General features: G+C 70.8%; 15 protein-coding genes. 11 read left to right on the forward strand and 4 right to left on the reverse strand.

What is annotated here, in order from left to right; translation table 11 throughout:
* The first annotated feature begins 721 nt into the window (after positions 1-721).
* The 4 genes from ACFQSB_RS20405 to ACFQSB_RS20420 are packed head-to-tail and all read left to right on the forward strand — an operon-like array spanning position 722 to position 7,511.
* Positions 722-2,413: a class I adenylate-forming enzyme family protein gene (locus ACFQSB_RS20405; protein ID WP_380828398.1), complete on the forward strand. Its 1,692-nt coding sequence runs from the start codon at positions 722-724 to the stop codon at positions 2,411-2,413.
* Positions 2,394-5,840, forward strand: coding sequence for a non-ribosomal peptide synthetase (locus ACFQSB_RS20410; RefSeq protein ID WP_380828399.1), 3,447 nt, complete (start codon positions 2,394-2,396; stop codon positions 5,838-5,840). Before ACFQSB_RS20405 ends, ACFQSB_RS20410 begins: the two co-directional genes overlap by 20 nt.
* Complete coding sequence (locus ACFQSB_RS20415) at positions 5,837-6,136, forward strand: acyl carrier protein (RefSeq protein ID WP_380828401.1); 300 nt, start codon at positions 5,837-5,839, stop codon at positions 6,134-6,136. Before ACFQSB_RS20410 ends, ACFQSB_RS20415 begins: the two co-directional genes overlap by 4 nt.
* 7 nt (positions 6,137-6,143) lie before the next feature.
* Complete coding sequence (locus ACFQSB_RS20420) at positions 6,144-7,511, forward strand: condensation domain-containing protein (RefSeq protein ID WP_380828403.1); 1,368 nt, start codon at positions 6,144-6,146, stop codon at positions 7,509-7,511.
* Between the two features lie 120 nt (positions 7,512-7,631).
* Here ACFQSB_RS20420 and ACFQSB_RS20425 read toward each other — a convergent pair whose 3' ends face one another.
* Positions 7,632-9,596: a glycosyl hydrolase family 18 protein gene (locus tag ACFQSB_RS20425; RefSeq protein WP_380828405.1), complete on the reverse strand. Its 1,965-nt coding sequence runs from the start codon at positions 9,594-9,596 to the stop codon at positions 7,632-7,634.
* A 746-nt stretch (positions 9,597-10,342) separates the two neighbouring features.
* On the opposite strand from ACFQSB_RS20425, the gene ACFQSB_RS20430 reads away from it, so the two are divergent.
* From ACFQSB_RS20430 to fxsT, 5 genes are all read left to right on the forward strand, one after another.
* On the forward strand, positions 10,343-10,507 hold the full coding sequence (locus ACFQSB_RS20430) for a hypothetical protein (RefSeq protein WP_354840980.1): 165 nt from the start codon (positions 10,343-10,345) through the stop codon (positions 10,505-10,507).
* A gap of 29 nt (positions 10,508-10,536) precedes the next feature.
* The gene (locus tag ACFQSB_RS20435; protein WP_380828406.1) at positions 10,537-12,876 is read left to right on the forward strand and encodes an FxsB family cyclophane-forming radical SAM/SPASM peptide maturase; all 2,340 of its coding nucleotides are present in this window, start codon (positions 10,537-10,539) and stop codon (positions 12,874-12,876) included.
* A 168-nt stretch (positions 12,877-13,044) separates the two neighbouring features.
* Positions 13,045-13,674 (forward strand): TIR-like protein FxsC, encoded by a 630-nt coding sequence (locus tag ACFQSB_RS20440; protein ID WP_354840985.1) that lies wholly within the window; start codon positions 13,045-13,047, stop codon positions 13,672-13,674.
* A gap of 59 nt (positions 13,675-13,733) precedes the next feature.
* Positions 13,734-14,999, forward strand: coding sequence for a TIR-like protein FxsC (locus ACFQSB_RS20445; protein ID WP_380828408.1), 1,266 nt, complete (start codon positions 13,734-13,736; stop codon positions 14,997-14,999).
* Positions 14,992-18,978 (forward strand): FxSxx-COOH system tetratricopeptide repeat protein, encoded by a 3,987-nt coding sequence (fxsT, locus tag ACFQSB_RS20450; protein WP_380828409.1) that lies wholly within the window; start codon positions 14,992-14,994, stop codon positions 18,976-18,978. The genes ACFQSB_RS20445 and fxsT overlap by 8 nt, the downstream gene beginning before the upstream one ends.
* 87 nt (positions 18,979-19,065) lie before the next feature.
* On the opposite strand, the gene ACFQSB_RS20455 is transcribed toward fxsT, so the two are convergent.
* Complete coding sequence (locus tag ACFQSB_RS20455; protein WP_380828410.1) at positions 19,066-20,034, reverse strand: alpha/beta fold hydrolase; 969 nt, start codon at positions 20,032-20,034, stop codon at positions 19,066-19,068.
* Between the two features lie 504 nt (positions 20,035-20,538).
* Here ACFQSB_RS20455 and ACFQSB_RS20460 point away from each other — a divergent pair.
* Both ACFQSB_RS20460 and ACFQSB_RS20465 read left to right on the forward strand, forming a co-directional pair.
* Positions 20,539-21,315, forward strand: coding sequence for a maleylpyruvate isomerase family mycothiol-dependent enzyme (locus ACFQSB_RS20460; RefSeq protein ID WP_380828411.1), 777 nt, complete (start codon positions 20,539-20,541; stop codon positions 21,313-21,315).
* 186 nt (positions 21,316-21,501) lie between these two features.
* Positions 21,502-22,356: an alpha/beta fold hydrolase gene (locus ACFQSB_RS20465; RefSeq protein ID WP_380828412.1), complete on the forward strand. Its 855-nt coding sequence runs from the start codon at positions 21,502-21,504 to the stop codon at positions 22,354-22,356.
* Positions 22,357-22,488: 132 nt separating this feature from the next.
* On the opposite strand, the gene rbsD is transcribed toward ACFQSB_RS20465, so the two are convergent.
* Together rbsD and ACFQSB_RS20475 are read right to left on the reverse strand one after the other, a co-directional pair.
* On the reverse strand, positions 22,489-22,878 hold the full coding sequence (rbsD, locus tag ACFQSB_RS20470) for a D-ribose pyranase (RefSeq protein WP_354840999.1): 390 nt from the start codon (positions 22,876-22,878) through the stop codon (positions 22,489-22,491).
* Positions 22,875-23,927 carry a ribokinase gene (locus ACFQSB_RS20475; protein ID WP_380828413.1) on the reverse strand — a complete coding sequence of 351 codons (1,053 nt, stop codon included), beginning with the start codon at positions 23,925-23,927 and terminating at the stop codon, positions 22,875-22,877. The genes rbsD and ACFQSB_RS20475 overlap by 4 nt, the downstream gene beginning before the upstream one ends.
* Position 23,928: the final 1 nt, after the last annotated feature.

Consider the following 23,928-nt stretch of genomic DNA (forward strand, 5'->3'; position numbering starts at 1 on the left):
CGAGAAAACGCACTTACGCGGTATCGAACAATGAGCCGTACGCTATGAACGCGAAATGGGAATTGTCAATACTCGCCCGATCTTCTCGAACGGTCGCCGGCCCAGTGCGCTCCGTCGCCGTCGCCGGTCGTCGGTTGCCGTCCCGGTCGGTCGTTCGCGTCCGCCGCCCGACGTCCGTGACCGTGGTCGTATCGCCTCGTCAACCCCTGGAACCAAGGACTGCGCGCTCGCGGACCCTTGACACGGCTGCGGCCACAGCGCAATATGGGAGCGCTCCCAAGGGGGGCTGTCCGCCAGCCGAAAAGGCGGCGAAACGGGGAGTGAACGCCTGCTTCATCAGGGGCCGGGCGCTCGGAGTTCATGAATCACATGCTCCACCACAGGGGAAGACGGTCGTTCTCCGATTGAGGTCCGCGCCGGCCCGGGTGACGCCGCAATTTCGCACGCGCGCATTACTCGGAGGTGCATTGTGCGTGCCGCACAACCGGATTCGGACGCCCCGCGACCGGATTCCGCGGCTCCGCGACCGGATTCCGGCGTTCTGCGACCGGACTCGGACGCCCTAGGTCCGGTCCACGGCCGGCACCGACCCGCCGAACCTCCCACGCCGGCAGAGCCGGGAGACCCCGCCACGCACGCGCCTCCGACGCCGACGCCCGCCAAGCGTGCTGGGCGCGCCGGGCGTGCGAGGACCGCGCCTGTCCTCCCCGTCGTCTCGACCGTGCCGGGGCTGCTGGCCGCCCGCGCCGCGGCCGAACCCGCGGGCGTCGCGCTGACCGTCCACGACGTCGGGTCGCTCACCTTCGCGGAGTGGGACCGCCGCTCGGACGAGGCGGCGCTGGGCCTGCTCCGCCGCGGGCTGCGGCACGGAGACCGGGTCGGCCTCGTCTTCGGCGAGAACGAGTGGATCGACTACGCCATCGCCTACTGCGCCGCGCAGAAGGCAGGGGGTGTCGCGGTGCCGCTGGCGGCCGCCCTGCCGCCCGGCGAGCTGCACCGGCTGCTCGCGCACAGCTCGGCGGCGGCCGTCGTCCACGGCGCGGGACGGACTCCGCCACAGGCGGACCTGTGGACGGTGACCCTTTCCGACCTCAGCCCCGGCGCGGACGGCGCCTCCAGTGCGGACGGCGACTCTGGTGGGGACGGCCGCGCCGATGCCCACGGCCTGGACGGGGTGTCGGTCCGGCCAGGGGACGCCGCGCAGATCCTCTACACCTCCGGCACGACGGGGGAGCCGAAAGCGGTCGTGGCGAGTCACGCCAACCTGACCTTCGGCTGCTCGCGCGACCCGCGCCGCCGCCCGCTCGCCCACTCCCGGTACTTCCTGCACGCCTTTCCGATCGGCACGAACGCGGGGCAGACGATGCTGATCAACGCGCTGGACGCCCGTCCGGGCGCGTTGACCCTGCCGCGTTTCACGGCCGCCCGGTTCGCCCGGCTCATCGAGACCTACCGGGTCGGGACCGTCTTCCTCGTCCCCTCCATGGCGATCGAGCTGCTCAACTCCGGCGTGACAGATAAGTACGACATGTCGAGCGTGCTGCTGCTCGGGTCCACCGCGGCGGCCCTGGCACCCTCCGTCGCCACGGCGCTCACGACGGCCTTTCCCCGGGCGACCATCGTGAATTACTACACCTCCACCGAGGCCGCCCCGGCCCAGACGACCATGGTCTTCGACCCCGCGCGGCCGGACTCGGTGGGCCGTCCCGCGTCCGGCGGGACCCTCATGATCTCCGACGGCGAGGGCCCCGTCCCGCCGGGGACGCCCGGTGAGGTCTGGCTGCGCTCGCCGACCGATCCACGCAGCTACGACCGGGACGGCGACGCCGCCGGGAGGGTGTTCCGCGACGGGTGGGTGCGCATGGGCGACATCGGCCATCTCGACCAGGACGGCTATCTGTACCTGCTCGACCGCGAGAGCGACATCATCAAGTCGGGCGCGTTCAAGATCTCGACCCTGCGCATCGAGGCGGCGCTCCACGAGCATCCGGCCGTCGCCGAGGCGGCCGTGTTCGGCGTGCCGCACCCCGTCATGGGCTCCGCCGTCGCGGCCGCCGTCGTCCCCCGCGCCGAGCCGGCCTCGACCCCCGCGACCGTCCAGGATTCCGCGACCGTCCAGGACTCCGAGCCCGCCTCGGATGCCGCGGCCACTGCGGACCTGACGGGCGAATCGGGCGCCGGAGATGTCCGGGACTCCGCGATGGTCCAGGCGGCGGGGGTGGTCCAGGGGGCCGGGGTGTCCACCGCCGAGTTGCGGGCCTTCCTCGCCGATCGGCTCGCTGGACACGAACTGCCGGCCCGATGGCTGGTCCTCCCCTCCCTGCCCAAGAACGCCGCGGGAAAGGTACTCAAACGCGAACTGCGGACGCTCCTCGCTACCCCGGAAGGCGACCATGCCGCGCACTCCTGTTGACACCCATCCGCCCGCCTCGTTCGCCCAGCACGGCATCTGGATCACCGAGCGGACCGGCGCGGCCGGGGACGTTTACCGCATGCCGCTGGTCGTCACGTTCGGAGGCGGCCTGGACGTCGAGGCGATGCGCGGGGCGTGCCAGGCGGTCCTCGCCCGGCACCCGGTGCTCGCGACCGTTCCGGTCGAACGGGACGGCGAGGTCCGCCTGGTCCCCGCGGACGTCCCGCCGTCCGTCGACCTCCATGACCTCTCCGCCGAGGCCGGAGGGGACCCGGACGCCGCCGTGCGGGCGCACGTCGAGCGGGCCTTCGACCTGGACCGGGGCCCGCTGGCGGACTTCGCCGTCCTCACGCTGAGCCCGGTGCGCCACGTGCTCGTCTTCACCGCGCACCACCTGGTCTTCGATGGGATGTCCAAGGACGTCCTGGTACGGGACCTCGCCGCCTGTTATCGGGAGCGCGTCACCGGCGCCCCGGCCGGCCTGCCCGTCCTCACCGGCTCCTACGCCCGGTATGTGGAGGAGGAGCGCGAGGAGGTCGCCGCGAGCCGGGACGAGGCCGCCGCGTTCTGGCGGTCCCGGTGGAGCGACCCCCGCGAGCCCATCCTCCCCGGCCCCGCCCGGGCCGTGCGGGCGGCCGAACCCGGCGAGACGATCGAGGTCGTGCTCGGCGACATCGCCCGCGCCGCCACGGCGCTCGGCGTGACCGACTTCGAGTTCCTGCTCGCCGCCCTGCACGCCCTGCTGCGCCGCTACGGCAACGAGCAGGTCGTCGTCGCGGTCGACATGTCCACCCGGACGGCCGGCACCCGCGACCTGGTCGGCCTGTTCGTCAACGAACTGCCGGTCGTGACCCGTCCCGCGCTCGACATGACCTTCGCCGACTTCGCCGGCGCCGTCCGCGATGAACTGCGGCAGGTGTACCGGTTCCGCCGCGTGCCGCTCACCCAGGCCGTCGGCGGCATCGCGCCGCGCGCCGCGCTCGCGCCCGTCTCCCTCAGCTACCGCGAACGCGACCCCGACCCGGTCTTTCCCGGGCTCGACGTCGCCGTCGAATGGACGGTGTTCAGCGGGGCGGCCCGCAACACCCTGCACATCCAGGCGGTCGGCTCCTCCGCCGGGCTCACCCTCGGCCTGCAGTTCAGCCCGGACGCCGTCGCCCCGCGCACGGTCCAGGCGCTGGCCGGGCATCTGCGCACCGTGATCGAGAGCCTCGCGGACCGGCCCGACCTGCGCGTGGGCGACCTTCCGGTGCTGACCCCGCAGGAACGGGAGGACTTGGAGGGGTGGAACGCCACCCGCAGGACCTTCCCCGGCCTCACCGTGACCGAGCTGTTCGAGCGGCGCGCCCGGGCGGCCCCGGACGCCGTGGCGGTCGTGTCCGGCGACCGTGAGGTGACCTACGCCGAGCTGGACGAGGCGGCCGGACGGCTGGCGGGAGCGCTGCGGGAACGCGGTATGGGCCCGGGCGAGGTCGTCGCCCTCCACCTGGAGCGATCGCCGGAGATGGTCGCCGGCGTGCTGGCCGTCCTGAAGGCGGGCGCCGCCTATCTGCCGCTGGATCCGGCCTACCCCGCCGAGCGGCTCGCCTTCGTCCTGAGGGACGCGCGGGTCTCCCTGGTCCTGGCCCCGGAGCGGCTCGGCGGCCCGCCCTGCGTCACCGGCGCCCCGGATCTGTCCGGCGTCATCGGCCCGCCGAACGAGCATGACACCCCGAACACGCCGAACGGGGAGAACGCGCCGAACGGGCGGTACACGTCGAACACGCCGAACGGACATGACACGCCGAACGGGCGGTACACGTCGATCACATCGGACCCGTCCGAGACCTCGGCCGGCGATCCTCCCCAGCCGCTCGGTGACACCGGGGCGCCCATGCCGGTGCCGGTGCTGGAGCTCGGAGAACTGGCCTCCTGGCCCGGCGCGGCCGGCCCCGTGAACCTGGCGTCCCCGGCCTCCGGCGACCTCGCGTACGTCATCTACACCTCCGGATCCACCGGCCGGCCCAAGGGCGTCGAGGTGGAACACCGCTCGCTGACCAACCTCCTGCTCGCCATGCGCGACGAGCTCGGAGCAGGTGACGGAGACGTGTGGCTCGGGCTGACCACCCTGGCGTTCGACATCTCGGCGCTGGAACTGCTGCTCCCGCTGATCACCGGGAGCCGGGTCGTCGTCGTGCCCGAGGCGAGCACCAGGGACGGCGCCGCGCTGCGACGGCTGATCGAGGCCGAGTCCGTCACCCACGCGCAGGCGACGCCGTCGAGCTGGCGGCTGCTGCTGGACGCGGGGTTCGACGCGCCGGGCCTGGTCGCGCTGAGCGGGGGCGAGCCGCTGCCGTTGCCGCTGGCACGGGAGCTGCGCGACCGGGTGGGCCGTCTGGTCAACGTCTACGGCCCGACGGAGACCACGGTGTGGTCGTCCATCGCGGAGATCCCGCAGGCGCCGGCCGAGGTCACCATCGGCGGCCCGCTCGCCAACACCACGATCCGCCTGCTGGACGAGCGCCTGGCGCAGGTTCCCGTCGGGGTCCCGGGCGAGATCTGCATCGGCGGGGACGGGGTCGCCCGCGGGTACCGGGACCGTCCCGAGCTGACGGCCGCACGCTTCCCGCAGGACCCTCACGGCCCGCCGGAAGCGCGGCTGTACCGCACGGGCGACCTCGGCAGGAGACGGCCGGACGGGCTGATCGATTTCCTGGGCAGGGCGGATTCGCAGGTCAAGATCCGCGGTCACCGCGTCGAGCTGGGCGAGATCGAGGCCAGGCTGCTGGAGCACCCGCTCGTCGCCGAGGCCGCCGTGGTCCTGCGGGAGGACGAGCAGCGCCTGGTCGCCTACGTCGTCCCGAAGACGGCCCCGTCGGCCCCGTCCAACGCGTCGGACGCGTCGACCGCGTCGGACACGTCGACTCCGTCAGACCAGTCGGCTCCGTCGGCTCCGTCGGCTCTGTCAGACGCGTCGGTCCCGCCGGCTCCCTCGGACCCGGAGACGGCGTCGGACCCGGACACGGCGTCGGGCCCGGAGATGAGCGCCCGGTTGCGCGAGCACCTGGCACGGGTGCTGCCGGGCGTCATGGTGCCGGGCGTCTTCGTCGAGCTGGAGCGCCTGCCGCTGACTCCGGCGCGCAAGCTCGACCGTGCCGCCCTGCCCGACCCGCCGTCGCGTACCGCCCCGCAGTCCCCGCCGCCGGTCGGGACCGATCCCTTGGTGGCCGAGGTCACCCGCATCTGGGAGGAGGTGCTGCGGTTCGACGGCATCCAGCCCGACGAGGACCTCTTCGAGCTCGGTGGCCACTCGCTGACCGTCACCCAGATCGCGAGCCGCATCCGCAAGCACCTCGGGGTGGACGTCGACCTGGACGTCTTCTTCGACACCCCTACCATCGACGGCGTGGTACACGCGATCAGATCGTCCGGACAGGAGATGACATGACCGACTTCGATGACACGCCGGCGGCCCTGGACACCGCGACGGTGCGCAGGCGCGTCGCCGACATGGTGGTGACGGCCTCGGACGGCGAGATCGCCGCCGAGGAGGTGCTGCGGCCGGGCGTCTCGTTCACCGCGGCCGGGGTGACGTCGCTGACCACCCTGCGCCTGATCGACGCGATCGAGGAAGAGTTCGGGGTGGAGGTCGAGCTGGGCCGCGACGTGAGCTTCCTCGACGGCCTGGACTCTTTGGTGGCCCACATCCTCGACGCTGTGTCCTCATCGGCCGCCCACCGGTGAGCGGCCGATGAGGACGCGGCTGGAGTTCCGCGGGGAGCGGTCCGAGACGGCGCCGCTCGCCTGGGGGCAGCGGTCGATATGGCTGGCGATGTGCCGGACCATGCCGAGCGACCACTACTTCAACTTCGGCCGCGTCGTCACGATCGCACCGCACCCGCAGCGGGTGGTGCTGGAGGCGCTCGCGGCGCTGGTCGCCCGGCACGAGTCCCTCCGCACTCGGCTGCGCGAGGCCGACGGCGACGTCCACCAGGCGGTGGAGCGCTCGGGGGTCCTGGAGGTCGAGGTCGTGGAGTGTCCGGCCGCGGACCTCAGGCGCACGGCGGAGGACATGCTGGAGCGTCTGGCCGCGCCCGTCTTCGACTACCACGCCGAGTGGCCCGTGCGCATCGGCCTGGTGACGTGCGACGGCGACGTCCGGTCCGTCGTGATCGTGTTCTGCCATCTGGCCGCGGACGGGCACGGCGCTGACGTCGCCGTGCGCGACCTGCGGCTGCTGCTGCGCCGGGGCGCCCTCCCCGGGCCGCCGCCGCGTCAGCCGCTGGATCTGGCCCGCGAGCAGTCGTCGCCCGCCGGCCTGCGCGTCTCCTCCTCGGCGCTGGCCTTCTGGGAGCGGGAGTACCGCCGCATCGCGCCCTCGATGTTCGGCGCCCCGGCCGGCCCGCCCCGGCGGCCCCGGTTCTGGCGGGCGGCGATGACGTCCCCGGCCATGGGCACCGCCGTGCAGGTGATCTCCGGCCGGTACCGGGTGAGCCAGACGACGGTGCTCCTCGCCGGCGCCGCCGCGATGGTGGGGGAGGTGACGGGACATCGCACCTGCGCCATGCTCCCCGTGGTGAACAACCGCTTCCACGTGCGCGACCGTGAGGTGGTCACGCCGCTCGCACAGGACGGCCTGTTCGTCCTCGACCTCACCGACGAGACCTTCGAGAGCCTGCTGCGCTCGGCGTGGGCGTCGTCCCTGCGCGCCTACAAGCACACGAGGTTCGACCCGCTGGAGCTCCGCCGGGTGGTCGACGCCGTGAGCGCCGAGCGTGGCGAGACCGTTCATCCCTACTGCTGCTTCAACGACCAGCGGCTGGTGGAGCCGCCGCGGATCGTCGCCGCCGAGCACGACGAGGCGGCCGTCCGGGCCTCCCTCGACGAGACGAGGGTGACCTGGCCGGTCAAGCTGGACCAGCTGAACTGCAGGTTCTGCCTGCACGTGACCGACGAGCCCGCCGGCCTCGGGATCTCGCTCACCGCCGACACCGCCTATCTCCCGCCGGAGGCGATGGAAGGCTACCTGCGCGGACTGGAGCGCCTGCTCCTCGCGGCCGCCTACCGCGAGGTGCGCCTGGCCGAGCTCCCACGCCTGGTCGGCACGGCATCCGCCTGACCACACACGGCGGCGCGCCGCCACCTGTTCCCAGGTGACGGCGCGCCGGTCGTCTCGTCCTCGCCCTTGTCCTCGTTCTCGTCTTGTTCCCGTCCTTGTTCTCGCGACCTGATGCCGGGCTCAGCCCAGCCCGTTCCGCATCGCCGTGATCAGCTCGCCGCTGGTCGTGTCCCCGCTGAGCTCCCAGAAGAAGGAGCCGCCGAGACCCTGGTTCTTGGAGTAGCTCATCTTCCCCGAGATCGTGCTGGGGGTGTCGTAGCTCCACCACTGGTTGCCGCAGAACGCGTAGGCGGTGCCGGCCACGGTGCCGGTCGCCGGGCACCGGGTCTTGAGCACCTTGTAGTCCTCGATGCCGGCCTCGTAGGTGGCGGGCGCCGCGCCGGAGGCGCTGCCGCCGGGGGCGCTCTGCGTGACCCCGGTCCAGCCCCGGCCGTAGAAGCCGATGCCGAGCAGCAGCTTGCTCGCCGGGACGCCCTTGCTCTTGAGCTTCTGGATGGCCGCGTCGGAGTAGAAGCCGGGGGTCGGGATGCCGCTGTAGGAGGTCAGCGGCGAGTGCGGGGCGGTCGGGCCGTTGGCCGCGAAGGCCCCGAAGTAGTCGTAGGTCATGACGTTGTACCAGTCGATGTACTGCGAGGCGCCGCCGTAGTCGGCCGCGTCGATCTTGCCGCCGGAGGTGCCGTCGGCCGTGATCGCGGCGGTGACCAGGTAGCTGGACCCGAAGCGGGAGCGCAGCGCCGACATCAGGTTCCTGAACGCCGCCGCGCCGCTGCCGTCACAGCTCAGGCCGCACGCGTTCGGGTACTCCCAGTCGATGTCGATGCCGTCGAACACGTCGGCCCAGCGCGGGTCCTCGACCAGGTTGTAGCAGGAGTTGGCGAACGCGGCCGGGTTGGCCGCCGCCTGCCCGAACCCGCCCGACCAGGTCCAGCCGCCGAAGGACCACAGCACCTTCAGGCCGGGATGCTTGGCCTTGAGCTTGCGGAGCTGGTTGAAGCTGCCGCGCAGCGCGCCCGCGTCCCAGGTGTCGGCCACCCCGTCGACGCTCTCGGCGGCGGTGTAGGCGCGGTCGTAGTCGGCGTAGGAGTCGCCGATGGCGCACTGGCCGTTGGTGACGTTGCCGAAGGCGTAGTTGATGTGGGTGAGCTTGGCGGCCGACCCGCTGGTCTCGATGTTCTTGACGTGGTAGTTGCGCTGGTAGACGCCCCACTCGGCGAAGTAGCCGAGCAGTTTGTTCCCGCCGCCGCCCCCGCCGGGCTGGGTGGTGGCGCTGACCTGGTTGCTCGCGGCCGACAGGTTGCCCGCGGCGTCGCGTGCCTTGACGGTGTAGGTGTAGGCCGTGGAGGCCGAAAGACCGGAGTCGGTGTAGCTCGTCCCGGTCGCGGTGGTGACCAGCGTGCCGCCGCGGTACACGTTGTAGCCGGTGACGCCGACGTTGTCGGTGGAGGCGTTCCAGGCGAGGGAGACGCTGGAGGAGGTGGTGCCGGTGGACCGCAGGCTGCCGGGCGTGCTCGGCGGGGTGGTGTCGCCGCCGCCGGTCGCCGTGGTGACGTTGAGCGTGTTGCTCGCGCTTGACACGTTGCCCGCGGCGTCGCGCGCCTTGACGGTGTAGGCGTAGGCCGTGCCGGCCGACAGACCTGTGTCGGTGTAGCTCGTGCCGGTGACGGTGGTGACCAGCGTCGAGCCGCGGTAGACGTTGTAGCCGGTGACGCCGACGTTGTCGGTGGAGGCGTTCCAGGCGAGGGAGACGCTGGAGGAGGTGGTCGCCGTGGACCGCAGACCGGCGGGCGCGCTGGGCGCCGTGGTGTCGCCGCCTCCGCCGGTGACCGGCGTCCACAGAGCCGGCACGTTCGGCGGCTCCCAGCCGACCAGCGACGTGTGGCTCTGGACGCACCGGTAGTCGACGCCGTTGTAGCTGACCACGGTGCCCACGGTGTAGGCCGTGTTCGGGGCCCACGCGGCGGCCATGGCGGCGCGGCTCGCGACCGCGACCGTGGCGGAGGCGCTCGGCCCGAACGCGACCGCCGTCCCGAGCGGCAGGAGCATTGCCCCCGTCGCGAGCAGGACCTTGGCGAACTTGTATCTCATTTGTGCTCCACGTCCATCGGGCGGATGCGAATTGGGGGGTCGATGAGGACGTATGTACGGCGGGCGGCGCGCGGCACCCGGCCGGAAACCCGGCGGGAGGCACGCGGCACGGGGGGCCGGGAACCCGGCGGGCGGCCGCGCGGGCGGCTTCGCCCGGCATTCACTGAGGGCGGCGGTACGGGGCGAACTGGCGGAGGACCGGCGGAGACCGCGGCATGGCGGCAACCTCCCCACCTCGTCATCACAACGAAACTGTTAGGAAGCTTTCCTTTTAATTAGCAGCGAACCTACCCGCCCTTGACTCCGCCGTCAATGTCCTGTCACCCCGGATTCCCCGGCCGTCCACCCCGGAGCGCCCCCGCGCGACCGCCCGCCCGGCGGTGGGGATCGCTATGGCGCCGGGCGCGCCCGGCGGGAGCCGGCGGCCGGCTATCGCCTCCCCGTTTCGCCGTGACCGGTAGCCGGAGAAAAGGTCGGAAACAAACGCGCCTGACCGGCCCCGGGGGACTGTGTACAGAAAGTAAGATCCCGCTTTCCGGGGTGCAAAAACGAAACCAGGGTAGTAATGTCAAAACGAAGCCGGTCGGAAGTCCCATGATCGGCCGATTGGGGCGCACATGCGGGAGTCCGGCACCGCATCATCCCAGCGCCCACGGCGCGAGAGCGCCGCCGCCGGCCAAGGTTGGTCCATCGATCCGAAGCTCGCTCGCGAATAATTCCAGCCCCCCAAGCAGAACGGTAAAGGCATGCGGAACTCTGGAGACGGCACGATGCTTCCCTCGGTCGAAGATCTGTCCGTCCTGCCACTCACCCAATTGCTAGAGACGGCGCAGTACAAGGATCTCTTTGACACGGTTCCTCCGAAGGCCGGCGTGAAAGTTTCCGTGGCGGCCTTCAACTCCTCGATCTGAGGAGGCCGGCGGCTTCAAGGGACAACCCGGTGCCGTTCCGACAGTTCGTGCTCAAGGTCGCGAGCCGGTGCGACCTCGCGTGTGACCACTGCTACGTGTACGAGCACGCCGACCAGAGCTGGCGCCGCCGTCCGAAGGTCATCGAGCCGGACACGCTGACGGCGGCGGCCGACCGCATCGCCGAGCACGCCCGGGCGCACCGCCTTCCCGCCGTGCACGTGGTGTTGCACGGCGGGGAGCCCTTGCTGGCGGGACACGACCTGCTCGAACAGGCCATCGTGGGGCTGCGCGGTGCCCTGGAGGGGGTGTGCGGACTCGACCTGCGCGTCCACACCAACGGCGTGACGCTCGACGCCCGCTTCTGCCGCCTGTTCGCGGCCCATGGCGTGCGGGTGGGCGTCTCCCTGGACGGTGACCGTCCGGCCAACGATCTGCACCGGCGCTACGCCGATGGCCGGGGGAGCTACGACAGGGTCATCAGAGGGATCGACCTGCTGCGCAGGACCTACCCCGGCATCTACGCCGGGCTGCTGTGCACCATCGACGTGCGGAACGACCCGGTCGCCGTCTACGAGGCGCTGATCGCCCTCGACCCGCCGGTGGTCGACTTCCTCCTGCCGCACGCGACGTGGGACCACCCTCCACCTCGCCCCCGTAGTGAGACCGAGTACGCCGACTGGCTCATCGCGATCTTCGACCGGTGGGTGAAGGACGGCCGCCCGGTCGGCGTGCGGATGTTCGACTCCATCATCCGCACCGGCCGCGGGCAGGGGAGCCTGACCGAGGCGTTCGGCCTGGACGAATGCGACCTGGCGGTCATCGAGACCGACGGCCGGTACGAGCAGGTCGACTCCCTCAAGACCGCCTACGACGGCGCCCCCGCGACCGGATGCGATGTCTTCACCCACACGCTCGACCAGCTCGCCGCGTCGCCGAGCATGGCCGGCCGCCGCGCCGGTCTGGAAGGACTGGGCGAGACCTGCCAGAGCTGCCCGGTGGTCACGAGCTGCGGCGGAGGGCTGTACGCCCACCGGTACCGAGCGGGCGCCGGGTTCCTCAACCCCAGCGTGTACTGCCCTGACCTGCTCAGGCTCGTCACGCACATCCACGAGCACGACGACCGGGCGCGAGGTGCTCCCCCGCCGCCGCGCGGCAGCGCGCCCGCCGTCTCCGCCGCGGCGTTGCCGATCCCCCAGGATGAGCTCGACGCTCTCGGGAGCGGTTACGGCGGAGGTGAGGTGATCGCCCGGCTGGAGAGCGGGCAGAGGTTCATCCGCCGCATGCTGGTGACCGGAGTGGGCGAGACGGGCCTGCCCGGCGTTCCGGGGGCGTGGGACCTGCTCCTGGCCCTCGACCACGATCATCGGGACGCGCTGCAGCGGGTCCTCGACCATCCGTACGTGCGGGTGTGGGCCGAGCGGTGCCGCGAGAGCGCCGCGCACGCCGCGCCCGAGCCGGGCTACCTGGCGAACCTCGTCCTCGCGGCGGCCGTCCGCGCCGGGGTCGTGGCGCGGCTCACCGTTCCGGTGACGGGCGGGCTGCTGCATCTGCCCACGCTGGGCGGCCTGGTGACGGGGCGCGTCGCCGAGGCGCGGGTCGAGACCGGTCCCGGCGGGTTCGCCGTGACCGCCGGCCGCCGCCGCTGGGAGGTCCGGCTGGACGATCGGGCGGGCGGCGACTGGCTGCCGGTCCGCCGGCTCGCCGCGGAGGGACTCTCGGTGGTCCTGGAGGACGCCGACCCCCACCGGGACTGTTACGAGACGCCGGTCTCGCCGCGGTTGCCGCGGGAGCGGGCGGAGGAATGGCAGGAGATGTTCGCGCGGGCGTGGGCCCTCATCCTCGCCGACCACGCCGCCTACGCCCCCGCCCTGGCCGCGGGGCTGCGGGTGATGACGCCGCTCGCCTCGGCAGGGCCGGACGCCGATGCGAGCGCCACCGCCAGGTACGCCGGTGGCGCGATCGGCGTCGCCCTTCCCGGCGACCCGGCCACGCTGGCATTGCTGATGATGCACGAGTTCCAGCACGTCAAACTGGGCGCCGTGATGGACCTGCTGGGGCTGTACAAGCTCCACCTGTACCACCAGAGCGACACCAGGCTGTACGAAGCGCCCTGGCGCGCGGACAGGCGTCCGCTGGAGGGGCTGCTCCAGGGCACCTACGCGCACGTGGCGGTCGCCGACTTCTGGCGGGTGCGGCGGCACGGCGGCGCGGAGGTCGACACCCGCGCCGCGGAGATCCGGTATCGGCGCTGGCGTTCCGGCACCCTCGCCGCGTGCGGCACGCTGATCGACAGCGGGTCGCTCACCCCGCTCGGCGAACGGTTCGTCGGGAAAATACGGGCTACGGTCGAATCATGGTCTGATGACTGATTTTCGCGATCTTCTGTGTGCTTCATCTGAAACAGATGCCGTGTAGCGCTTGACCATTCATGGGCGGTCGCGTTGCATTACCTTTATCGTGGTAAGTGTTCGAACACTTCCGCGTCCGGCTTCCTCTGGGTGGGGAGGAGCAACCGCGAGGTCGGGAGACGGAACCTCATGGCAGACGGATCGTTCTCCGGCGATGGACTGGGCGGGCCGTTTTTCTTCTTGTCCTACCGCCATATCGGGCCGACCGACAGCGGGGAGCAAGATGGCCATGTCGTCGAGTTCTACAGAGATCTGTGCCGCCACATCATGCAGTTGACCGACCATCCGGACGGGGTGCCGGCCGGATTCATCGACCGCACGATACTCGGTGGCAACCGCTGGAACGCCGACATCATGCATGCCCTCGCGACCTGCAAGGTCTTCGTGCCGCTGTACCAGCCCAAATATTTCACCAGCGAATTCTGCGGCAAGGAGTGGGACGCCTTCGCCCGCCGCGTCGAGTTGCACCGGAACGAACGGTACTACCCCTTCACCGCGATCCTTCCCGTGCTGTGGGCTCCGGTCGACATGAACCACCTCCCGAAGGTCGCCAGTGAGCTTCAGGTGCGCCACCCCGAGCCGGGAGGAGACTGCCTCTACCGGCTGGCGATCATGAAGGACTTCCACAAGGGGTATGTCAGCGCGACCTTCGAAATAGCGACCGCGATCGTCGACGTCGCGACGAGCACGCGTCTGGCGCCGTGCGACCCCGCGGTTTTCACCAACCTGAGGAACGTCTTCGATGAGGCGCAGTGCTGAGCGGGACGCGGTACGCGGCCGCCCCTATTCCCGTCATCGCGCGGGCGAGGTGATGTGACATGTCCATTCTGACGCCCGGCGACATCGATCATCGCGTTCCCTACTTCTTTCTCAGCTACGAGCCGACGCCGAAATACGGGCCCGAGGACACCGGAGACCCGGACGAGTGGGTCAGGGCGTTCTTCGAGAGGCTCTCGCGGGTGGTCGCCGAATCGACGGCGCTCGGGGACTCCGACGTGGTGGGCTACATGGACGACGAGCGGCCACGGGCCGGCTGGTCGCCGCGCACCGCCGCGGCGCTGCGGTCGTGCCGCGTCTTCGTCCCGCTCTACGCGCCGCGCTACTTCGTCAGCGAGCGCTGCGGGCGCGAGTGGGCGGTCTTCGCGCGCCGGGTGAGGCGGTCGGTCAGCGAGTCGGAGCAGATCAAGGCGATCGTCCCCGCTCTGTGGGTGCCGACGCCGCCGCCGAAGGTGCCGGCCGCGACCGAGGAGGTCAAGTTCGACGCGGCGGCGATGGGCGAGACCTACCAGCGGCTCGGCCTCTACGGCATGATGCGCACCGATCTGAGCCAGGCCTACGAGGCGTCGGTGGCCGAACTGGCCCAGCGCATCGTCGACGCGGCCGAGTCCTCTCGCGTGCTGCCGGGCGAGGAGATGAGCTACCAGGCGGTGCACAACGCCTTCACCGGCTATCCCCGCCGGAAACTGCAGATCGTGCTGGCCCCGGCCCAGAGGGCCCCCGCCAGGAGCGGCGCCTACTACGGGGGTGAGGACGCCGAGTGGAATCCGTACTATCCGCAGAGCACGACCTCTCTGGCGGACTACGCGACCGATCTGGTGCGCAACCTGGAGTACGCCCCTGAGGTCCTCATTCTGCGCGACAGCGCCGAAGAGGTGCTCGGGTCCCAGCCGCCCTCGGCGCCCGCGGTGCTCATCATCGATCCGTGGGCGGGCGACGATCCCGAACTGCTCCGGCAACTCAGGCGGCTGGACGATCTGGACAAGCCGTGGATCGACATCATCGTCCCCTGGAACCGCGACGACGATCAGACGTATCGGCTCGAAGGCGAGCTGGCGCGGAAATTGGAGGAGGTTCTGCGCCGCAGGCTCGTGGAAGGGCGAATGAGCTCTAGGATTTCGGCACGGGATACATCGACCATCGAAGAGTTCGGCCGCACTCTGCGCGCCGTTGTGCACCGCGTGGGAAATCAGTATCTCAAGCATACGACGGCTCATCCTCCCACCGGGCCGCAGGCCTCGCGCCTGAGACTGCGGGGACCGGATGGCGCAGAGAATCGGATAAACCGTGAGGATCGAGATGCGTGACCACCAAGAAGGTCAGATCATCACCTTCTACTCGTACAAGGGTGGAACGGGACGCACGATGGCGTTGGCCAACACCGCGTGGATCCTCGCGAGCAACGGCCATAAGGTGCTGGCCATCGACTGGGACCTGGAGTCGCCGGGGCTGCACAAGTTCTTCCATCCATTCCTGACCGCGGGCATCAGCGATACGCCGGGTGTCGTCGAAATGCTGCAGGAATACGCGTGGGCGGCCGTTCTGGACGAGCCGCGGCCCGACGACTGGTATGAGCAGTACGCGCAGGTCCATCCGTATGTGACCCCGTTGAAGTGGAACGGATTCCCTGCCCCCGGCCGGTTGGACTTCATGTCCGCGGGCAGGCAGAACCGCGAGTACTCGTCGTTGATCGCCTCGTTCGACTGGGACAATTTCTGGGACCAACTCGGCGGCGGCCTGTTCTTCGACGCACTGCGGTCCAGTGTCAAACGCGATTACGACTTCGTGCTGATCGACAGCCGCACCGGACTGAGCGACATCGCCGACATCTGCACGATGCACCTGCCCGACCGGCTCGTCGACTGCTTCACCCTCAGCGACCAGGGCATCGAGGGCGCGGCCAACGTCGCCCGTGACGTCAGCCAGGCGAGCACCGGCCGCAGCATGCAGATCTTCCCCGTTCCCATGCGGGTCGAAGAAAGCGCCGAGAAGGAGAAGCTCGACGCGGGACGGGCCTACGCCCGCAGTAAGTTCGACCGCTTCCTCACCGGCCCCGGCAGGGCCGAGCCCGACCGCTACTGGGCCTCCGTCGAGATCCCCTACCGGCCCTTCTACGCCTTCGAGGAGATCCTCGCGGCGTTCGTGGACGTCCCCAACACGGCTCGCTCGATGCTCAAGGCCTACGAGAGCCTCACCGAGGTCGTCACCGGCATCGAGCTCAGCAACGCGCCCATCGACGAAAAGCAGCGGCTCCGCTATCGCGACCTGTTCACCCGTGTCCGGCCGGTCGCACCGGGGGACGTGATCCTCAGCTACGTCCCCGAGGACCGCATCTGGGCGGAATGGCTGCAGTCTCTGCTCGTCCGCGCCGACTTCCGGGTCCACATGCACTGCGAGACCCTCGACGAGCCCTCCGACGGCAGGCCCGAGCGGGGCGGCGTCGACCACTTCATCGCCGTGCTCTCTCCCGCCTACGTCCGCTCGCCCCGGGTACGCGAGCTGTGGCCGGGCCTGTCGGCCGGTGCCGGCTCCGCCGGGCGCCCGGTCGTGGTGCCGGTGCGGGTCGCCGACATGCGCGCGGCCTACCCCTTCAGCGACCCGCCGGCCGTCGACCTCGTCCGCATCGACGAGGACCAGGCCACCATGGCGGTCATGCGGGCGCTCGGCCAGTCGCCGCGCGACGTGCAGAGCCTGTCGGCGACGGCCTCCTCCGGCGCGCGGTTCCCCCGCACCCAGCCGGTGATCAGCAACCTGCCCACCCGCAACACCGCCTTCACCGGCCGCGGCACCCTGTTGGAAAGGCTGCGCGACCAGCTCATCGGCGGCAACAACACCGCCGCGGTCGTGCCGCAGGCGCTGCACGGCCTGGGCGGCATCGGCAAGAGCCAGGTGGCGTTGGAGTACGCCCACCGCTTCACCGCCGACTACGACGTGCTTTGGTATGTTCCCTCCGCTCAGGCGGCCCTGGCCATTCCCGCGCTCGTCGACCTGGCGGAGCACCTCGGCATCCCGGTCGGCGACAACGTCGAGGATGTTCTGCAGAGCCTGCGGCGCAAGCTGCAGCGCGACACCCAGATCCGCTGGCTGCTGCTGTTCGACAACGCGCACGAGCCGGCCGACATCGAGAACCTTCTGCCCGGCGGGCACGGCCACGTCATCATCACCTCCCGAGGGCAGGAGTGGTCACAGCTCGCCACCCCGCTCGAGGTCGACGTCTTCACCCGTGAGGAGAGCGTGCAGCACCTGGTGCAGCGGGTCGGTGCGCTGAGCCGTGAGGACGCCGACATGGTGGCGGACGCTCTCGGCGACCTGCCCCTCGCCATCGAGCAGGCCGCCGCCTGGCTCTCAGAGACGGGCATGGCCCCGGGCGACTACGTCGACCAGCTCAAGACCAAGATGTCGCAGGTCCTGTCGCTCAACAAGCCGGCCAACTACCCGACCCCGGTCGCGGCGGCCTGGGAAGTGTCCTTCACCGAGCTGCAGCAGCGCTCGCCCGCCGGCACCCGGCTGCTCCAGCTCTGCGCCTTCTTCGCGCCGGAGGCCATCTCCATCGACATGCTCTACAGCGACGAGGCCAGGCGCGCGCTGGTGCCCTACGACCCGGCGCTGCGCGAGAAGCTCGTCATGGGACGGGTCATCAAGGAGATCAGCCGCTTCGGGCTGGCCCGGCTCGACCAGGCCATCAAGTCCGTGGTCGTCCACCGGCTCGTGCAGGGCATGGTCCGCCACCGGATGTCGGAGGACGAGCAGGTCACGGCCGCGCGCGAGGTGCACGCCATCCTCGTGCGCGCCCGGCCGTGGGACAGCGACGTGGACGACCAGAGCAAGTGGCAGGAGTACGACAAGATCTGGCCGCACCTCGATCCGTCGAAGGCCATCGAGTGGGGCAGGGAGCCGATCCGCGACCTGCTGATCGAGCGGGTGCGCTACCTGTGGCGGCGCGGCCAGTTCGAGGACGCCATCGCCCTGGGCGAGGAACTGGAGTCGGCGTGGCTCGCGCGCTACCCCCTCGTCCGCGAGCGGCTCACGGGCGACCCCGACCCCGCTCCCGACGATCAGGAACTGGAGACGATCGAGCGGCAGATCCTGCACCTGCGGTTCCAGGTGGCCAACGTCCTGCGATCGCAGGGCCTCTACACCGAGGCACGGCGCACCGACGACGAAGTGCTCACCCGGCAGCGGGTCTTCTTCGGCGCCAACGCCGAGAACCATCCTCACACGCTGATGACGGCAGGAGGGCTGGCCGCCGACCTGCGCGCACTCGGGGAGTACGCCGACGCGCTGCGGATGGCCACCGACACCTTCGACCGGCTGAAGGAGAACTTCGGCGACGACCACCCGCGCACCCTGGCCGCGGCCAACAACCTGGCGGTGTCGCTGCGCCTGGTGGGCAGGTTCGCCGACGCCCGGGACGTGGACGACGACACCTACCAGCGCCGCATCCTCGTCCTGGGCGCGCAGCACCCCTACACGTTGTTCTCCGGCGCCAACCTCGGGGGCGACCTGCGGGACGCCGGGGAGTACACCAAGTCGGTGCAGATGCTGCGGCAGATGTACGAGCAGCACCGCACGCTGCTCGGCGAGGACTACCCCGACACGCTGCGCACCGCCAAGAGCCTCGGCGTCTCGCTGCGGAAGGCCGGCTTCTACTCCGAGGCGTTCCAGCTCACCGAGCAGACCAGCAAGCTGTTCGAGCGGGTGTACGGCGTGGAGAGCCCCGACACGCTGGTCTGCCGAATCAACCTGGCCTCCGACCTCGCCGCGCTGGGTGAGAAGAGCCAGGCCCGCGACATCGTGAGCAAGGTGCGCGACGCGTTCGCGGGAATGCTGGGACCCGAGCATCCCTACACGCTGATCGCGGCCAACAACCTGTCGATCTACGTCCGCGAGGCCGAGTCGCCCGAGAAGGCCGCGGGCATGGCCGCCGACACCTTCCGCTTCATGGAGGTCATGCTCGGCGACAACCACCCGTACACCCTGTACAGCGCCGTCAACTACGCCAACTGCCTGACCGACCTCGGAAACCTCGGTGAAGCGCTGCGCCTGGAGCGCGCGACGCTCCATGCGCTGCGCGACACGCTCGGACCGACGCACCCCGACACCCTGGCCTGCTCGGCCAACCTCGCCAAGACGTTGTCCTACGCCGACCACGACTCCGAGGCGCGGTCGTTGCGGGAGGAGACGCTGAACTCCTTCCGCGCCGTGCTCGGCGAAACCCACCAGTTGCTGGAGTTCCTGGAAGGCGACCGCCGGATGACCCTGGACCTGGAGGCGCTCCCCGTCTGACCACGCGCCCCCGTACGCCGCACGCCCAGGCCGTTCGACGGCCTGGGTCCGGCCGTGCCGAACCCGTGGGTCAGGCGGCGCTCGCGCTCATCCGCAGTAAGCCGGCCGGGCGAAGGACGACGCCCCGGCCGTGAGCCAGGTGAGAAGGCTGGGCAGGGCGTAAATGGCCGAGAAATGACCGACGCCCGGCTGGATGAGCGGTTCGGCGCCGCGTATCTTCTCGGCGAGCCATCCGGTGTGACTCACGGGGGAGAAGATGTCATCCGCGCCGTGCCACAGCCGGACGGGGGCCGATATGAGCGCCAGGTCGAACCCCCACGGGTTGCGGAATGCCACGGCGTCGTCCACCCAGCCGCCGAAAGAGCTCTTCAACGCGATTTCATAACCCTGGGTCAGCGATTTACGGACGACCGCATTCATGACGATACGCCGATCGGACTGCGGAAGTTCATGAAAGAACCCGCGGATCAGGGAGGTCGGTTTCTCGCGGATATCCTGGGCTCTCGGCTCGAGGAATTCGGTGAAATACCGGGTGCCCTGCGACGCGGCCTCGTACTCCTTGATATTGGAGGGCGCCATGTCGTCGTACCACCGGCGGCCCATGCCGTCGGGGCCCTCGTCGGGCGGCGCCAGCGTCACCAGGGTCGCCGCCTTGGTGACCCTCTCACGCAGGAGCGCCGCGCACGCCAGTGCGTGCGGCCCGCCGCCCGATCGGCCGACGACCGCGAAGCGCTCGATGCCGAGCCGGTCGGCGATGGTGCGCACCTGGTCGGCGCCGTCGCTCACCGCGCGTTTCTCGCGCCTGGTGGAACGGCCGTAACCAGGGCGGTCGTAACAGATGAGCCTGATCCGGTGACGGAAGAGGAAGGATGTCTTCGGCAGTGGCCCCACGCGGCATCCGGGAGTGCCGTGGAAGAAGAAGACGGGAGTGCCATAGGGGTCGCCCCACTCGGTGACGGCGAGCCGGCCGTCTCGCCCGTAGGGGATGCTCCTTGTGGGCACGCCATCTTGCAGCCTCACGTCACGCGTCGGCGGCACATCGTGCTCGGTCAGCACATCTCTCCCCATCCAAGAGCGTCGTCGAGCCGAGGGATACCCGCGGCCGGTGGGGTTCACCGAGACGCGGATGCCTCCCCGGCGCAATCATGGCCGAAAATACACGTGCCATGACACGATGCGTGCACAGGCGTGACGTAGGAGTGCACCCCGCCGGGCCTGCCCGGTTGAGCCGACGCCTTGAGATGTTCCAACGTCGGCCTTGCCGAACCGCACAGCGAAGGTCCCTCAACCTTACGCGACGTAGGTACGGGTTACCATAGCGCGCTTCGGGTCACGGGTCCCCTAAAAGCATTCGTTCCAGCCCTCTGGTTGCCATTCTGTGCGCCTATGGGCGTCTTCGCGCCAGGACTCTCTGCGGTTGTTGTGGAGGTTTCATCGCCATTTGCCATTACTGTGACACATGTCCGACGGATGATCTGGTGTCCGAAGCGTCACCATGTAATGCCGCCGGGGCGGGTTTCCCTCTCGGTGTGGGGACGGTGCGGGGTTACGCTCACGGGCATGACTGTGGGAGATGGCTGGTCGCACGAGAGGTACTGCTCGGCGGTCGAGGCGGAGGTGGCGCGGCTCGCGGAGGTCGTGGAGGGGGCCGTCCTCGCGGTGGAGGTGCCCACCTGTCCGGGGTGGACGGTGGGGAAGCTGGTCAGGCACGTTGGGATCATCCATCGCTGGGCGGAGCACATCGTCCGTGAGCGGACCCGGACGCCGGTCACGTCGCGGGAGGTGCCGGTGAAGCTGCCGGAGGACGACGCGGAGTACTCCTCCTGGCTGGCAGAGGGCGGCGAAACCCTGGTGACGACGTTGCGGGCGGCGGGGGGCGAGGTCCCGGTGTGGTCGTGGGGAGGCGAGACGAACTCGGTGTTCTGGGCGCGGCGGATGCTGCACGAGTCCACGGTGCACCGGGCGGACGCCGAGATCACGCTCGGGCGCGAGCCGGACATCGCCGTGCCGGTCGCGGTGGACGGGGCCGAGGAACTCCTGGACAATCTGCGGGTCGCCCCGTGGCTCGCCGAGGGCCTCGCCGAGCCGGCGGGAAGCGGAGAGCGGCTGCACTTCCATGCCACGGACGCCGGCGAGGCGGGGGAGTGGACGGTGACGCTGGTGCCCGGCGGCTTCACCTGGGAGCGGGGCCACGGCAAGGGCGACGTCGCCGTGCGCGGGACCGCCGGTGATCTCCTTCTCCTCCTCTACGGCCGCCGCGACCCGGCCGAGCACCGCTACGAGATCTTCGGCGACCGCCCTCTCCTCGACCGCTGGCTGACCAAGACCGCCTTCTGACCCGGTGGGAGAAGGTCACGGCGGTGGCGGCGCCTGGTTGCGGTGGGGAGCGGCGTCCTTCTGCCGCCATGAGGCTGGGAGGCAGTGCACTTGTTCGAGAGCGGTGCTCTTGACGGTGATGGGTGGTCTCGTGTTGACTGGTCCTACGGGAGAGCGGTGCTCTCGTCAAGCGGGAGGAGAGCGGCGATGGGGACCAGGTTTCTGGAGACGGCCGGCGGGCGGGTCGCCTACGACGTGACGGGACCCGAGGACGGGCGGCCGGTGATCCTGGTGCACGGGATGGGGGACACGCGGGCGACCTTCCGGTTCCTGGGGCCGCGTCTGGTGCGAGCCGGGTACCGGGTGGCGGCGATGGACGTGCGCGGGTATGGGGAGTCGAGCGCCGACTGGCCGAGCTACGACGTCGTGCCGATCGGAGAGGATGTGCTGGCCCTCGCCCGCGTACTCGGCGGTCCGGCCATCGTGGTCGGGCACTCCATCGGGTGCGCCTCGGCGGTGTGGGCGGCCGCGCGGGAGCCCGGGCTGGTCGCCGAGCTGGTGCTGATCGGCTCGTTCTCCGGGGACACGCCGATCAAGTCGTGGATGAGGCTCGCCTCGCGGGCGGTGGGCCGCAGTCCGTATCTGTGGAGCATGTTCCTGCGCTCGTCCTACCCGACCGCGCGGCCCGCCGACTTCGACGACCACCTGCGCGCGATCAGGACCAACCTGCGCGAGCCGGGACGGGCGGCGGCGCTGCGCGCCCAGATCGAGGTGTCCCTGGCGGGGGTGGTGACCGGCTATCCGGAGGTGCGCTGTCCGGCGCTGGTGGTCATGGGCGCCAAGGACCGCGACTTCGCCGACCCGGCGGCCGAGGCGCGGTCGATCGCCGCCAAGCTGGGCGGTCCGGCTGCGCTTCTGCTGGTCGAGGGCGCCGGACACTACCCGCACGCCGAGATGCCCGAGGCGACCGCGAAGGGCATCCTCGCCGCCCTTGACCATGGCCCTTCCGCCGGCCGCTTCGGTGGCGGGTCGGCCATGGGGTGTGCTGAGGTTACTGCGTGAGGCGTCCTTGCTGCTCTTGACCATGGTCTTCCCGGGGCCACTTCGTTGACGGGCCGGTAACCAGGGTGCTGAGGCGGTCGCGAGGTGAAGTGACAGGCTGCTGGGGGGCGTCCCTGGAAGGGGGCCGACCGGTCAGAAGGCGACGCCGCAGCGGAGGATGACGTTGGCGTAGGGGTGGGCCTCGCCGGTGCGGACGATGAGCTTGCAGGCGCCGGTCAGGTGTTTGAGCCGCTCGTGCGGCACATGTGACAGGCGGGGGAGCCGTTCGGCCAGCAGGGCGGCGCAGCCGGGGTTGGCCGAGCGCACCTCCTGGGCGGCGATGGCGCTCTCGACCACGATCTCGGCCAGGATGCCGTCCAGCACGTCGGCGAACGAGGGGATCCCTGGCAGGAACGCCAGGTCCACGACCTGCGCGCCGGACGGCAGCGGCATGCCGCTGTCGCAGATCAGCACCTCGTCGGTGTGCCCGAGCCGGGCGATGGCCCCGGCGAGGGCGGCGTTGAGGATGCCCGTGCGTTTCATGGCCCTTCGACCTCCTCCAAGGTCGGAAACGAACTCTGGGCCCCCGCCGCGCGCACCGTCGCCGCGCCGACCCGCACCGCGAACGCCGCGGCGGCGGCGACGCTGTCACCGCGCGCCAGCCGCCAGGCCAGCGCGCCGGTGAACGCGTCCCCGGCGCCCGTGGTGTCCACCACCTCGACCCGCGGGCTGGGGATCGCGGTGATCCCCGAGGCGTCGGCGACGAGGGCGCCGTCCGCGCCCAGGGTGATCACCACCGACCGGGGGCCGAGGGCGAGCAGCGCCTCGGCCTGGACGTGCGGCCGCGCCGCCACGCCGAGCACCATCGCGGCCTCGTGCTCGTTCACGACGAGCGGATCGCACCGGGCCAGCAACTCGTCCGGCACAGGAGCGGGCGGCGAGAGGTTGAAGACCACGCGGCGCGCCGCCCGCGCCGCCGCGAGGACCGTGGGCAGGGGCGTCTCCAATTGGAGGGAGACGACCGGGGCCGAACGGAGCAGGTCGCCGGACTCCGCCACGTCCTGCTCGCTCAGCCGTGCGTTCGCGCCGGGGGAGACGATGATGCTGTTGTCGCCCTCCGGCCCGACCGAGATCATCGCCACCCCGGTCGGCGCGGCCGTCGGCCGCAGGTGGCGGAGGTCCACCTCGTCGCGTTCGAGGGCCTCGCGGAGCAGCCCGCCGTAGGCGTCGTCGCCGACCCGGCCGAGCATCGACACGCGCCCGCCGAGCCGGGCGGCGGCCACGGCCTGGTTGGCGCCCTTGCCGCCGGGATAGGTGGCCAGGTCCGAGCCGAGGACGGTCTCGCCGGGGCGGGGACGCCGGTCGACGCGCACCACCAGGTCCATGTTGACCGACCCCACGACCACGACATCGTACGGCCACGCCGCGCCACCACCGCCCGGCCCGGCGCCGGTGGTCGCGACGGGCTCGTCCGGCTCGGTGCTGGTGGTCGTGGCGGGTCCGTCGGGTCGCGGCCACGGTGTGCCCCCGTTGGCATGGGGGGCGCCGGGGCCGTCCGGGGGGCGGTCGTTGATCACTTCATCGGTGGCCATG

Source organism: Sphaerisporangium rhizosphaerae (genome assembly GCF_042665155.1).
GTDB lineage: Bacteria > Actinomycetota > Actinomycetes > Streptosporangiales > Streptosporangiaceae > Sphaerisporangium > Sphaerisporangium rhizosphaerae.

Bases quoted from the DNA above. Each gene is read 5' to 3' on its own strand.
- ACFQSB_RS20410 (WP_380828399.1), top strand. From the start codon at position 2,394: ATGCCGCGCACTCCTGTTGACACCCATCCGCCCGCCTCGTTCGCCCAG.
- ACFQSB_RS20415 (WP_380828401.1), top strand. From the start codon at position 5,837: ATGACCGACTTCGATGACACGCCGGCGGCCCTGGACACCGCGACGGTG.
- ACFQSB_RS20420 (WP_380828403.1), top strand. From the start codon at position 6,144: ATGAGGACGCGGCTGGAGTTCCGCGGGGAGCGGTCCGAGACGGCGCCG.
- ACFQSB_RS20425 (WP_380828405.1), bottom strand. From the start codon at position 9,596: ATGAGATACAAGTTCGCCAAGGTCCTGCTCGCGACGGGGGCAATGCTC.
- ACFQSB_RS20430 (WP_354840980.1), top strand. From the start codon at position 10,343: ATGCGGAACTCTGGAGACGGCACGATGCTTCCCTCGGTCGAAGATCTG.
- ACFQSB_RS20440 (WP_354840985.1), top strand. From the start codon at position 13,045: ATGGCAGACGGATCGTTCTCCGGCGATGGACTGGGCGGGCCGTTTTTC.
- ACFQSB_RS20445 (WP_380828408.1), top strand. From the start codon at position 13,734: ATGTCCATTCTGACGCCCGGCGACATCGATCATCGCGTTCCCTACTTC.
- fxsT (WP_380828409.1), top strand. From the start codon at position 14,992: ATGCGTGACCACCAAGAAGGTCAGATCATCACCTTCTACTCGTACAAG.
- ACFQSB_RS20460 (WP_380828411.1), top strand. From the start codon at position 20,539: ATGACTGTGGGAGATGGCTGGTCGCACGAGAGGTACTGCTCGGCGGTC.
- ACFQSB_RS20465 (WP_380828412.1), top strand. From the start codon at position 21,502: ATGGGGACCAGGTTTCTGGAGACGGCCGGCGGGCGGGTCGCCTACGAC.
- rbsD (WP_354840999.1), bottom strand. From the start codon at position 22,878: ATGAAACGCACGGGCATCCTCAACGCCGCCCTCGCCGGGGCCATCGCC.
- ACFQSB_RS20475 (WP_380828413.1), bottom strand. From the start codon at position 23,927: ATGGCCACCGATGAAGTGATCAACGACCGCCCCCCGGACGGCCCCGGC.